Source organism: Luteibacter sp. 329MFSha (genome assembly GCF_900111665.1).
In the GTDB taxonomy this organism is placed as follows: Bacteria; Pseudomonadota; Gammaproteobacteria; order Xanthomonadales; family Rhodanobacteraceae; genus Luteibacter.
On the sequence record NZ_FOJE01000001.1, the window covers coordinates 1291914 to 1306313 of the forward strand.

The window sequence follows — 14400 nt, forward strand, 5'->3', positions numbered from 1 at the left end:
TATAAAGATCACCAAGGCGTGAGAGGCCGTCCGGCCCTCGCGCGAAGGACAGGGGGATCGCATGAAAGCCGGGGACATGGCGGGTCGTGGCGGTGGCAGGGGTGGCAAGCGGGGTGGCCAGGACGATGCGCGAACCGCGTCGCCCGGCCGGCGCGTCGCCGCCTCGGCCGTTCGGCCTATGCCCTCGCGCGCTCCCAACGGGTACGAGGCCACACGATGAACGACGCAGCAACCGCCGCGCGACACGACGCATCCACCGTCCATGACCGGTTCGCCGAGGTGGCGAAGGCCTGGCCGGCACGCGTCGCCGTCGTTTCCGATACCGCGACGCTCAGCTACGCCGAGCTCGACGCGCGCAGCGATCGCGTCGCCGCGTCGCTGGCCGCGGCGGGCGTGGAGCATGGCAGCTATGTCGCGATGCTGATGGAGCGGTCGGTCGAGGCGATCGTGACGCTGTTCGGCGTGCTGAAGGCGGGTGCCGCCTATCTGCCCATCGATACGCGCTGGCCCGCCGAGCGCGTCGCGTTCGCCCTGAACGACGCGGATGTGGCGGCGGTGGTGATCGACGACGGGTTGGCCTTCGATGCCGACGATGTGCCGACGTTCACGCTCGCCGGGCTCGAAGGCGGCTCGTTCGGGGAGCTTGTCGCGAGCACCCGTTCGCGCGCGAGCGCGCTCCCACAGGAGGGCGCCGGCCAAGGCGGCGGCGATCTTGCGTATTGCATGTACACCTCCGGATCGACGGGCGTGCCCAAGGGCGTCGAGATCCGGCACGCGTCGATCCTGCGACTCGTCCTGCGCTCCGATTACATCGACTTCGATGCGCCGAAGGTGCTTCACGCCGCGCCGCTCGGTTTCGACGCGTCGACGTTCGAGATATTCGCGCCCCTGCTCAACGGCGGTACGTGCGTCGTCTACCTGGAGCGCGTGCCCACCGGTTGCGGTATCGCACGCACCGTCGCGAGGCACGACGCGCAGGTCGCCTGGCTGACCGCCGCGCTGTTCAACGCGATCGTGGACGACGACGCGACGAACCTCGCCGGTCTTCGCACCGTGCTCACCGGCGGCGAGGCGCTCTCGGTGCCGCACGTGCGCAAGGCCTATGCGGCCCTGCCCGACACGACGCTCATCAACGGCTACGGTCCGACCGAATGCACCACGTTCGCGACGACCTATCCGATCCCGCGCAACCTGCCGGAAGACCGGCCGGTGCCCATCGGTCGTCCGATCGGGGAGACCTCGTTGCACGTGCTGGACGCCGAGGGCAACGAAGTGGCACCCGGCGAAACCGGCGAGCTGTTCATCGGCGGCAGCGGCGTCGCGCGCGGTTACCTCAACCGCCCGGAACTCACGGCGGAGCGCTTCGTCGCCGGCGGCACGCGTTACCGCACCGGCGACCTCGTGCACTGGCTGCCCGACGGCAACCTCGCCTTCGTCGGCCGCGCCGACGGCCAGGTGAAGATCCGCGGTTACCGCATCGAGACCGGCGAGATCGACATGGCGCTGCGTGCCCTGCCCGGTGTCGACGCGGCGGCCGTCGTCGCACGCGAGGACGCGCCCGGCGAGAAGCGGCTGGTCGCCTACTACGTCACGCACGACGACGGCGTCAACGCGCGCGCCCTGCGCGACGCGCTGGCGCGCACCCTGCCCGAGTACATGCTGCCCGTCGCATGGATGCGCCTCGACGCGCTCCCGATCAACGACAACGGCAAGCTCGACCGTCGCGCCCTTCCCCACCCGGACGGCGCGCGCCCCGAACTCGCCGCGCCGTACGTCGCGCCGCGCGGCGCGATCGAGACGCGTGTCTGCGCGATCTTCGCCGAGGTGCTCGGCATGGCCGAGGTCGGCCGGGACGACAACTTCTTCGATCTCGGCGGCACGTCGATCCTTGCCACGCGCGCCATGGCGCGGGTGCACGAGGACGTGTCGCCGGTACCCACGCTCGTCGGTTTCTTCGCGCAGCCGACCCCGGCCGCCGTGGCGGCCACGATCGAGGGGCGCGCCACCCGTGGGGTCCTGGCAGGGCGCCCGGCGGGCGGCGCGCCGGCGGCGGGGGAGCCGGTGGCGATCATCGCCATGGCCGGCCGTTTCCCCGGTGCGCCGGACGTTGAGACCTTCTGGGACAACCTCTGCGCCGGCCGCGAATCGATCCGCTTCTTCGCGCCTGGCGAACTCGATCCCGCGATCGGCCAGGCCGAGCGCGACGAACCGGGATACGTCGCCGCACGCGGCGTCGTCGACGGCGTGGAGCAGTTCGACGCCGGTTTCTTCGGCATGTCGCCCCGCGAAGCGGAACTCACGGATCCGCAGCAGCGCCTGTTCCTCGAACTGTGCTGGGAGTGCATGGAGCGCGCCGGCTACGTGCCCGACGGCCAGGACACGCCGGTCGGCGTGTTCGGCGGCATGCACAACGCCACGTATTTCCAGAAGCACATCAGCGGCCGTCCCGACCTCATCGAGAAGCTCGGGGCGTTCCAGGTGATGCTCGGCAACGAGAAGGATTACCTCGCCACGCGCGTCGCGCACAAACTCAACCTCACCGGCCCGGCGATCAGCCTCAACACGGCGTGCTCCACGTCGGCCGTCGCGATCGCGCAGGCCTTCGACGCGCTGCGCGCGGGCCGCTGCGGCATGGCTCTCGCTGGCGGCTCGTCGATCGCCTGCCCGCCGAACAGCGGTTACGTGTCGCAGGAAGGCTCGATGCTGTCCCCGGATGGCCACACGCGCACGTTCGACGTCGACGCGCAGGGCACCGTGTTCAGCGACGGCGCCGCCGTCGTGCTGCTCAAGCGTCTTTCCGACGCGCTGCGCGACGGCGATCCGGTCTACGCCGTGATCCGCGGCGCCGCGGTGAACAACGATGGCGCGGTCAAGGCCAGCTTCACCGCGCCGAACGCGGCCGGACAGGCGGCGGTGATCGCGATGGCGCTGGAGGATGCCGGCGTGTCGCCGCGCGACATCTCCTACGTGGAAGCTCACGGCACGGCCACGCCGCTCGGCGATCCCATCGAGCTCGAAGGACTCACCGCGGCGTTCCGCCAGCACACGGACGATATCGGCTTCTGCGCGCTCGGCTCGCTCAAGAGCAACGTCGGCCACCTCGTGATGGCGGCCGGCGCGGCCGGCGTCATCAAGACCGCCCTGGCCCTGTGCGAGCGCCGCCTGCCGCCCTCGCTGCACTTCCGCGCCGCCAATCCGCGCCTCAACCTCGCGGAGTCGCCGTTCGTGGTGAACGACACGCTGCGTCCGTGGCAGACCGCCGGCGGCCCGCTGCGCGCGGGCGTGAGCTCCTTCGGCGTTGGCGGCACCAATGCCCACATCATTCTCGAGGAGGCGCCGGAGCGCGCACCGTCCGACGTCGCGACCGGCGCGCAGCTGCTCCTGCTCTCGGCCCGCACGCCCAGCGCGCTCGGCGACGCCGCCGCGCGCCTGGCCGATCACCTCGCCGCGCATCCGGAAGGCAACCTCGCGGACACCGCGTGGACGCTGGCGCGCGGCCGCAAGGCCTTCACCCAGCGCACGCATGTGGTGGCGCTTTCGGGGAGCGACGCGGTCGCGAAGCTGCGCGACATCGCCGCGGCGGCGACGTGCCGCACGTGCACCAGCCCCGCGCCGGGTGTGGTCTTCCTCTTCCCCGGACAGGGCTCGCAGTACGCCGGCATGGGGCGCGAGCTGCACGCCACCGAACCCGTCTTCCGTACCGCGCTCGACGAGGTCGCCTGCGCCCTGCTCGACGAACTCGGCTTCGACCTGCGCGACCGGATGTTCACGGACGATGCGGATGCGCTCAAGGCCACCGCCCTGACCCAGCCGGCGACGTTCGCGCTCGAGTACGCACTGGCACGCCTCTGGATGAGTCTCGGCGTGACGCCGGTCGCCATGATCGGCCACAGTGTGGGCGAGTTCACCGCCGCCGCGCTGGCTGGCGTCATGCCGCTCGCCAATGCCGCCAGGCTGGTCGCACGCCGCGGCCGGATGATGCAGGCGCTGCCCGCGGGATCGATGCTTTCCGTTCGTCTGGGCGCCGCGGAACTGCGCGCGCGGCTCCCGGACGTTCTTTCCCTGGCCGCCGAGAACGCCCCGAACGCCAGCGTCGTCTCGGGGGCCACGGACGACGTCGACGCCTTCCGCGCGACCCTCGAGGCCGAGGGTGTCGCATGCCGCGTCCTGCACACCTCGCACGCCTTCCACTCCGCGATGATGGATCCTGTGCTCGAGGCCTTCCGCGCCGAAGTCGCGCAGGTCGCGCTCGCCGCGCCTTCCACGCCGATCATCTCGACGCTCACCGGTGTCGGCCTCACGGCGGCGGAGGCCATGTCGCCCGACTACTGGACGCGCCACCTGCGCCACACCGTCCGCTTCTCGCCGGCGCTGCTGCACGCGCTCGACGACGGCCATCACGCGTTCCTCGAGGTCGGCCCGCGTCCGAGCCTCGCCCTGCTGGCTCGCCAGCACTCGCAGAGCCGTGGCCGGACCATCGTCGCCTCGCTCGGCGACGGGGCCGGCGACGAACGCGCCGCCTGGCTGGGCGCCGCCGGTGCGCTGTGGTCGGCGGGCGTCACCGTCGCGACCGACGCCTTCGACCATCGCGAGAACCGCCGCCACGTGCGCCTGCCCACCTATCCCTTCGAGCGCAAGCGGCACTGGATCGACGCCCGCCTGCCCGCGTCCGTCACGCCCATCGCCAGCGTCGCCGCGCCGGTCGTGCCGTCCGCCACCACCCCTGCCGTCGTTCCGGAGTCCCCCATGCCGATGCCTTCCGCTCCTGCCACCGATCGCCCGAAGCGCCTCGCCGGCGAACTCGTCGCTCTGTTCGAGGATGTTTCCGGCGCCGAGCTCGAAGGCGTCGACCCGTCCGCGAACTTCGTGGAACTCGGACTCGATTCGCTCTCGCTCACCCAGGTCGCGCTGCAGCTGCAGAAGACTTACGCACTCAAGATCACCTTCCGCGAACTGATGGACGGCTGCTCGTCGTTCGAACGGCTCGCGGCGCACATCGATCGCCTGTTGCCGGCTGAAGCCCAGCCGGCGGCGCCCGCGACGGCGGCCCCGGCCGCACCGGTCGCGGCGGCGGCACCGGCGGCGATCGCCGCCGGTGGCGGACTGGTCCAGGACGTGATCGCGCAACAGATGCAGATCATGCGGGAACAGTTGGCGTTGCTGGCGGGAGCCGCCGCTCCCGCGCCCCAGCCCGTGGCGACCGCGAACACCGCTCCGCCGGCCTCGCCGACGGGCGCCGGCAGCGTCGGCGAAGCGGCGACGGCACCGGCCGGCCTCACGGCCGCCAATGACGAGGAAGCCGCCCTCGCCCACACCACCTACGACGTGAAGAAGGCCTTCGGCGCCATCGCGCGCATCCACCACGCGAACACCGACCTGACCTCGCGACAGCGCGCGCGGCTGGACGCCTTCATGCGCCGCTACATCGAGCGCACGAAGGCGTCCAAGGCGTACACGACGGAACACCGCGCGCACCTCGCCGATCCGCGCGTGGTCAACGGCTTCCGGCCGCTCCTGAAGGAAATCGTCTACCAGATCGTGATCGAACGCTCCAAGGGTTCGAAGGTGTGGGACCTCGACGGCAACGCCTACGTCGACGCGCTCAACGGCTTCGGCATGAACCTGTTCGGCTGGCAGCCCGACTTCGTGCTCGACACGGTGCGCGACCAGCTGGAGGCCGGCTACGAGATCGGTCCGCAGCATCCGCTGGCCGGCGTCGTCGCGAAGCAGGTCTGCGACATGACCGGCTTCGACCGCGCCGCGCTGTGCAACACCGGCTCGGAGGCCGTGATGGGTTGCGTGCGCGTCGCCCGCACCGTCACCGGCCGCGACACGCTGGTGATCTTCACCGGCTCGTACCACGGCATCTTCGACGAAGTGATCGTGCGCGGCACGAAGAAACTGACCTCGGTGCCGGCCGCGCCGGGCATCCTGCGCAACACGTCCGAGCACGTCCTCGTGCTCGACTACGGCACCCCGGAAGCGCTGGCCATCATCCGCGAGCGCGCCTCCTCCATCGCCGCCGTGCTGGTGGAACCGGTGCAGAGCCGCCGCCCGGACTTCCAGCCCGTCGAATTCCTGCGCGAGCTGCGCGCGATCACCGAGGAGGCCGGCTCGCTGCTGATCTTCGACGAAGTGGTCACGGGCTTCCGCGCCCATCCGCGCGGTGCGCAGGAAGTGCTCGGCATCGACGCCGACATGGCCTCGTACGGCAAGGTGGTCGGCGGTGGGTTCCCCATCGGCGTGATCGCCGGCAAGCGCCGCTTCATGGATGCGCTGGACGGTGGCCACTGGCAGTTCGGCGACGACTCGACGCCGACGGTCGGCGTCACGTATTTCGCCGGCACGTTCGTGCGTCACCCGCTGGCCCTCGCGGCGGCGCACGCGGTGCTGAACCATCTGGCCGAACAGGGGCCCGCGCTGCAGGCCTCGCTCAACGCGAAGGTCAGCGCGATGGCCGACGAGCTCAACGCCTTCTGCGAGAGCGTGGGCGCGCCGGTGCACGTCGTCCACTTCGCTTCCGTGTGGAAGACGAGCTTCACCGAGGACCATCCGCTGCAGGACCTGCTCTTCGCGATGATGCGCAGCCGCGGCATCCATATCCTGGACAACTTCCCCTGCTTCTTCACGACCGCGCACAGCGACGCCGACTTCGCCGCCATCGCCACCGCGTTCCGTGAATCCATCCTCGAAATGCAGGAAGCCGAATTCCTGCCGCGCCGCCGCGAGGCCGCCACCTTCGACGCCAGCCAGCCGCCCGTGCCGGGCGCCCGCCTGGGCAAGGATCCCGAAGGCCGGCCCGCGTGGTTCGTTCCCAACCCGGATGCGCCGGGCAAGTACCTGAGGGTTACCGCATGACGCCCAACGAGCTGGCCGCCGCCACGGCGGTCGACTACGACCCGTTCGCCGGCGCGCCGCTCGCGCGCCTCGTGCCGACGACGGCCGCGCAACGCGAGGTGTGGCTGGCATCCCGGCTGGAGCCGGAAGCCTCGCTGGCGTACAACGAGGCGATCGCGCTCACCCTCAAGGGCTTGCTCGACGTGCCGGCCCTCGAATGGGCCCTGCAGGGCGTCGTGGATCGCCACGAAGCCCTGCGCGCCACGTTCGCCGGCGACGGCGAAGGCATGTTCGTCGCCGAACACGCCACGCTGCCGATCGCGTTCCACGACGTCTCGCTGCTCGCGCCGTTCGAGAGCGACGCACGCATCATGGCGGCGTACTCGCGCATCGTGACCACGCCGTTCGACCTGGAGAACGGCCCGCTCGTCCGCGCGGAGCTGTTCCGCCTGGGCCACGACCGCCACCTGCTGACGATCGCCGCGCACCACATCGTGTGCGACGGCTGGTCGTTCGGCGTGATCGTCCGCGATCTCGCCGCCCTTTACGCGCAGCGCACGGGCAAGGGCGAAGGCCCCGCCGCGGCGGGCGCGTTCTCGAACTTCGCGTTGGCCGAGGCTGCACACGCCGGCAGCGAGACGGCCCGGGAGGACGAAACGTACTGGCTCGACCGGTTCGCCGGCCCGGTCCCCGTACTCGACCTCCCTACGGACCGCTCCCGTCCCCGCCGTCGGACGTTCACCTCACGGCGCGAAGACCGCACGCTCGATGCCGTGGAAGTCGCCGGGATCAAACGTCTCGGCGCCTCCCACGGAGCGAGCTTCTACGCGACGCTCCTCACGGGCTTCGCGATCCTGCTCCGCCGCATCGCCGGACAGGACGACGTCGTGATCGGCATCCCCACCGCCGGCCAGGCGGCGGAAGGCCTCGACAACGTCGTCGGCCACGCCGTGAACGTGCTGCCGCTGCGCGCGTCGATCGCCGGGACGGCGACGTTCGCCAGCGTGCTCGGCAACGTTCGCAACGACCTGCTCGACGCCTTCGACCACCAGCGCTACACGCTCGGCAGCCTGCTCGCGCGCCTCGCGATCGCGCGCGACCCGTCGCGCCTGCCCCTGGTCGCGGTGCTGTTCAATCTCGATGCCCAGCTCGACGAATCCACCGTGACCTTCCCCGGGCTGCGCTTCGACCTCGAAGCGGTACCGCGCGAGTACGAGAACTTCGAACTCTTCGTCAACGCGGTGCAGGTCGATGGCGGTCTGCGGCTGGAATGCCAGTACAACGCCGACCTCTTCGACGGGGCCACCGTGCAGGGCTGGCTCGACGCCTACGCGACGCTGCTGCGCGAAGCGGCGATCGATCCGGCGGAACAGGCGCTGTCGCTGCCGCTGGTGTCCGACGCCGTGTACCGCGAGCTCGCGGCGCTGCAGCCGGCCCCCACGCCGTTCCCCGAACTGCGCCTCGCGCACGAGTACTTCGAGCAGCAGGCCGACCGCGCGCCCGATCGCGCCGCCGTGCGCCACGCCGACCGCGCCCTCACCTATGCGGCACTCGAGTCGCGCGCCAATCGCATCGCCAACGCGCTTCGCGCGCGTGGCGTCGGTCACGGCCAGCTCGTCGGCCTGTCGCTGGGCCGCGGCGTCGACATGGTCGCCGCCGTCCTCGGCGTGCTGAAGTCCGGCGCGGGCTACGTCCCGCTGGACCCCGCGTTCCCCGCCGATCGCCTCGCCTTCATGGCGCAGGACGCCGCGCTCGCCGCGCTGGTCGTCGACGACGATGCGCCGTTGTCGTTCGCGTTCGACGCCGGCCGCGTCCTCGCGCTGAACAGCGACGAGGTCGCCCGCGCCTCGTTCGAACGGCCGGAACGCAACCGCCGCGCCGCGACGCCCGATTCGGTCGCCTATGTGATCTTCACGTCGGGATCGACCGGGCGCCCGAAGGGCGTCCGCGTGCCGCATCGCGCGGCCGGCAACTTCCTCACCAGCATGCAGCGCGTGCCCGGCATCGCACCCGACGATCGCCTCGTGGCTGTCACCACCCTGTCGTTCGACATCGCGTTCATGGAACTGCTGCTGCCGCTGACCAGCGGCGCGGAGATCGTCGTCGCCGGGCGCGACGACGTGCGCGACGGCGGCCAGCTGCGCCGCCTGATCGAGGAGAGCGACGCCACGATGATGCAGGCGACGCCGGCCGGCTGGCGGCTGCTGGTCGATGCGGGCTGGCAGGGCCGCCCCGCCTTCCGCGCCGTGTCGGGCGGCGAGCCGCTGCCCGTCGACCTCGCCGAAGCCCTGCTCGACCGCTGCGGCGAGGTGTGGAACGGCTACGGTCCGACCGAGACGACGGTCTACTCCACCTACTGGCGGGTGTCCGATCCGCGCGAAGGCATCTACATCGGCCGGCCGATCGCGAACACCACGGTCCACATCCTCGACGAGCGCGGCAACCATTGCCCCCTGGGCGTACCGGGCGAAATCCACATCGGCGGCGCCGGCGTCACCCTCGGGTACCTCGACCGTCCCGAACTCACGGCCGAGAAGTTCGTGCCGGACCCGTGGTCGGAAGCCCCCGACTCGCGGATGTACCGCACCGGCGACCGCGGTCGCTGGCTGAGCAATGGCCTGCTCGAGCACCTCGGCCGCCTCGATTTCCAGGTGAAGGTGCGCGGCTACCGCATCGAACCGGGCGAGATCGAAAGCGTCCTCGCCGACGTGCCGGCGGTCGCGCGCGCGGTCGCGATGGCCCGCGAGGATCGTCCCGGCGACGTCCGCCTCGTCGCCTACGTCGTGGGCCGCGACGGCGCGATCCCCGACGAGGACTCGCTGCGCAACGCCTTGCGCGCGCGCCTTCCCGATTACATGGTGCCGCAGCACATCCTCGTGCTCGACGCGATTCCGCTGCTGCCCAACGGCAAGATCGACCGCAAGGCGCTACCGCCGCCGATCGCCCACTCGATGTCGGCACCGGGCGAGCGCATCGGTCCGCGCAACGAGGACGAGCGGCGCGTCGCCGCCGCCATGGAAACGGTGCTGAGCCTCCCCGACCTCGACATCCGCGACGACTTCTTCGCGCTCGGTGGTCACTCGCTGCTCGCCGCGCAGCTGACGGCGCGTCTCAACCGCGAGTTCGGCGTGACGCTCTCGTTCCGCACGCTGTTCGACGCACCGACGGTCGAACAGCTCGCCGCCGCGATCCGTGCGCAGGTCGCCACGGGCACCGCGCCGGCCACCGCCCCGATCGGCCATCGTGACGACGCGGCGCAGGACCACGCCCCGCTCTCGCTGATGCAGCGCCGCCTGTGGGCACTGGAGCGCATGCATCCGGGCCGCGTGACGTACAACGCGCCGTCCGCGCACCGCCTGCGCGGCGCGTTCGACGAGGCGGCCTTCGACATGGCCTTCCAGGCGCTGATCCAGCGCCAGCCGATCCTCCGGACGTCGTTCCACGACACCGGCAAGGAGATCGTGCAGGTGGTCGCACCTCGCCTCGAGTATCCGCTCTTCCCGGCCGAGGACCTCAGCCACCTGCCGGAAGATGCGCGCGAGACGCGCCTGATGCAGCGCCTGCAGGAGCTCACCGACACGCCGTTCGACCTCGGCAGGGCGCCGCTCTTCAGCGCCCGCATGTTCCGTCTTTCGGACACCGAGCACGCGCTGTTCTTCATGCCGCACCACATCATCTGGGACGGCTGGTCGTTCGACATCCTCTACAACGAGCTTTCCGCACTCTATCGCGCGTTCACGGCGGGACAGCCCTCGCCGCTCGCACCGCTGCCGGTCACCTATGGCGATTTCGCCGAGTGGCACACGCAGTGGCTCGAGTCGCCGGCGTTCCAGACGCAGCTGGCGTTCTGGCGCGAACGCCTCGCGCAGATGGGCGATGTGCGCGCGCTGCCGACGGATCATCCGCGGCGCCCCGGCATGTCGGGCCTCGGCCGCACGGAGTGGATCCGCGTGTCGCGCGAACAGACCGACGCCATGCACGAGGTCGCGCGCCAGGCCGACGCGACGCTCAACATGACGCTGCTCGCGCTGTACTACGCCATGCTCTCGAGCTCGGCGGGCCAGCACGAGCTCGTGGTCGGCACCCCCGTGCGCGGCCGCAACCAGACCGAGGTCGAATCGGTCATGGGCTACTTCAACAACCTCTTGCCGCTGCACGTCAGCGTCGATCCCGCCCTGTCGTTCCTCGAGTTCGTGCGTCACGTGAAGCGCACGGCGATCGAGGCCTTCGGCCATCCCGACGTGCCGCTGGAATACCTGCAGCGCGAACTGCGCGTCGGCCAGGGCGCGGGCGCCACGCTCTACCAGGCCCTGTTCTCGTTCCAGGACGCGCGCCAGCGTGTGGTCGACTGGGCGGGACTGGCGCACGAACAGATCCTGCTGTTCCAGAGCGGCGCCACGGAGGACCTGGGCCTCTGGTTCCTCGAGGGTCACGCCGGCATGGTCGGCGGCGTCACGTACAACGCCGACCTCCTGCGCGCGGACACGGCACGCATGATGCGCGAACGTTACCTCGGCATGATGCAGGCGGTCGTCGCGAACCCGTCCATCGCCGTCGGCTCGCTCACGGCCGCCACGCGTGCCGAGCGCGAGCGCATGCGCGACTGGAATGCCGGCGCCGCGACGGGACGCCTGCCGGAGGACCTCGTTTCCATGGTCGAAGCCGGCGCCGCGGCGGGCGCCGCCGTGGCATCCGACGCGGTGGCCGTCGTCGATGGCTCGCGCGAGACGACGTACGCGTCGCTGCTCCGCCGCGCGACGCGCATGGCGGTGCTCCTGCGCGAGCGAGGCGCCGCACCGGGCCAGGTGGTCGGCCTGTGCGTCGAGCTCGGCAGCGATCGCATCGCCGGCCTGCTCGCCATCGCGATGACCGGCGGCACGGCGCTCCTTCTCGACCGTGCCGACCCGACCGCGCGCCTGCGCGACATCCTCGCCGACGCGCGCATGACCGTGCTCATCGGCGACGCGGCGCTCGAAGCGACCCTGGACTGGCCGCGCGCCTGCGCGCTGTGGCTCGACGCGGACCATGCCGAACTCGACGGCGCGATCGTCGACGGGTTCGCGCGCACGGCGATGGATCCCGACACGCCGGCGGTGGCCTTCTACGTTCCCGGTCCGGATGGCAGGGCGCGTGGCGCCGCGCTGTCGCACCGCGCGCTCGCCGGCACCGTCGAGGGCCTGGCGGACGCGCTCGGCATCGAGGCGGGCAAGCGCATTTCCGGCGACGCGCTCGCCTCCGATCCGATGTCCGCGATCGAGCCCTTGCTCGCGCTGGCACAGGGTGCCACCTGGGTCGTGCACGACGAACACCGTCTCGAGCATGGCGCCGGAACCGGCCTCGACCTGCTCGCCGCGACACCCGAAAGCTGGCAGGCGCTGATCGACCACGGCTGGAACGGCGACGATCGCCTCGTCGCCGTCGCCAAGGGCGGCACGCCCACGACGCAACTGGCCACCCGGCTCGCCGCGACCACGCAGGCGCTCTTCACCCTGTTCGGCGACACGATGTCCGCGCCGGTGGCGACCTGCGCCCGCCTGCACGGCGACGCCGGCGCGCTGCACGAAGGGCGTCCCGTCGCCAGCACGGAACTATGGATCCTCGACGACGCCGGCGAACCCTGCCCCATCGGCGCGACCGGCGACGTCGCCGTGGCGGGCTCCACGCTCGCCATGGCCTTCGGACACCGCGCGATCGGCGAACGCCAGCCGGGCGACGACCGGCTGCAGCGCACCGGCTACCGCGGCCGCTGGCTCGCCGACGGTCAGCTGCATGTGCTCGACCGTGCGGATCGCCGCCTGCGCCGTCACGGCCTCGATGTCGAGCCGTCGGCGATCGAGACGCTCCTGCTCGCCCAGGCGGGCGTGGTGCGCGCGCTCGCCGTGGCGCGCACCGATGCCAACGGTCTTCCGCGCATCGACGCGTACGCGGTCGGGGCGCCGGGCAATCCGCCGGACGCGGACGGCCTGCGTGCCGCGCTGGCGTCGTGGCTGCCGGCGTGGTCGATGCCCGCGCACCTCGTGATGCTCGACGCGCTTCCGCTGCTCGCGACCGGCGAGATCGACACGGCCGCGTTGCCGACGCCGACGGAACCACGCCACGGCGGCCCGACAGTGGAAGCGACGGAGCCACGCAGCGAGAGCGAGCGGCTGCTCGCGTCCGTCTGGACCGAGCTGCTGGGCATGACGCGCGTGCGCACGAGCGACAACTTCTTCGACGTGGGCGGCCATTCGCTCCTCGCCGTGGACATGGCCGCGCGCGTGCAGAAGCTCACCGGCGTGCAGCTGAACCTGCTCGACATCGCGAACGGCACGCTCGGCACGCTCGCCGCCGAGCTGGCGATCGCACCGCCCGTTCCGACGGCCGCACCGAAGCGCGGCCTCTTGAGCCGCCTCCTCGGGCGCGGCTGAGCGGGCGCCCGGGGGGAACGCCGACATGACCCACATCGCCTGGTTCGTCTGCTGGACGTCCGCGCTGCTTCTGGTCCACGTCTTCGTGGGCTATCCGCTGATCGTATGGCTCCAGGCACGGCTGCGTCCGCGGCCGGTCGCGAGGCAGGCGATCCTGCCGCGCGTGAGCATCGTCGTCGCCGTCCACGACGGCGAGCGCTACCTGCGCGCGAAACTCGTCAACCTGCGCCAGCTCGACTACCCCTCGGAACTCGTGGAGATCGTCCTCGTCTGCGACGGTTGCCGCGACGGCACCGTCGGGATGGCACGCCGTTCGACGGACCCTCGGCTGACCGTGATCGAGCACCCGGAACGCCGCGGCAAGGCCGAGTGCCTCAACGACGCCGTGGCGGCCTCGACCGGTGACGTCCTGCTTTTCACCGACATCCGGCAACGCCTCTCTCCCGTGGCGCTCCGTGAACTGGTGGCGAACCTCGGCGATCCGACGGTCGGCGCGGTGGGCGGCGAGCTGCACATGGAAAACGTCCGCACCGGCTTCGCGCAGGGCGTGGACTTCTACTGGCGCTACGAAAAGACGATCCGCCATGCCGAGAGCCTGTCCGGCTCCACGATCGGCGTGAGCGGCGCGCTGTACGCGATGCGCCGCTCCTTGTTCCGTCCGCTGCCGCCGGGCACCGTGCTCGACGACGTCCTCGTCCCGATGCGCGTCGCGGCGCAGGGCAAGCGCGTCGTGTTCGAGCCGAGGGCGATGGCGTGGGACCAGCCGTCGCAGGTGCCCGAGGACGAACGGCGCCGGAAGATCCGCACGCTCGCCGGCAACTTCCAGCTGATGCAGCTGGCGCCCTGGCTGCTCGCGCCCTGGTCGAACCCGCTCTGGTTCCGCTTCGTCAGCCACAAGGTGCTGCGCCTGCTGGCGCCCTGGCTCATCGTCGCGCTGACGATCAGCAGCGGCCTCCTCGTCACGCGCCATCCGATGTACGCGCTCGCGTTCGGCGGACTGGTCGGCGGCCTGCTGCTCGTCGGCGTCGCGCGCCTTCGCCCACCGCTCGGTCGCCTGCTGCCGCTGCGCATCGCCGTGGCCTTCTTCTACCTCAACCTCTTCGCCGCCCAGGCCCTCCTCGCCTTCGCACGCAACCGCAGGCTCCATCTATGGTGA

At 71.4% G+C, this 14400-nt stretch carries 3 protein-coding genes; all 3 read left to right on the forward strand.

Annotated features, from left to right (window positions below):
• The first annotated feature begins 216 nt into the window (after positions 1 to 216).
• From BMW54_RS05655 to BMW54_RS05665, 3 genes are read left to right on the forward strand one after another with little or no spacing between them, the layout of a single operon-like run.
• Positions 217 to 6858: a type I polyketide synthase gene (locus BMW54_RS05655; RefSeq protein WP_090053655.1), complete on the forward strand. Its 6642-nt coding sequence runs from the start codon at positions 217 to 219 to the stop codon at positions 6856 to 6858.
• Complete coding sequence (locus tag BMW54_RS05660) at positions 6855 to 13244, forward strand: non-ribosomal peptide synthetase (protein WP_090053657.1); 6390 nt, start codon at positions 6855 to 6857, stop codon at positions 13242 to 13244. Before BMW54_RS05655 ends, BMW54_RS05660 begins: the two co-directional genes overlap by 4 nt.
• A gap of 25 nt (positions 13245 to 13269) precedes the next feature.
• Entirely contained in the window at positions 13270 to 14400 is a 1131-nt protein-coding gene (locus BMW54_RS05665; protein ID WP_090053659.1) for a glycosyltransferase family 2 protein, read from the forward strand.

Excerpts from the sequence above, each read along its gene's own strand:
- BMW54_RS05665 (WP_090053659.1), top strand. The coding sequence starts at position 13,270 with ATGACCCACATCGCCTGGTTCGTCTGCTGGACGTCCGCGCTGCTTCTG.
- BMW54_RS05660 (WP_090053657.1), top strand. The coding sequence starts at position 6,855 with ATGACGCCCAACGAGCTGGCCGCCGCCACGGCGGTCGACTACGACCCG.
- BMW54_RS05655 (WP_090053655.1), top strand. The coding sequence starts at position 217 with ATGAACGACGCAGCAACCGCCGCGCGACACGACGCATCCACCGTCCAT.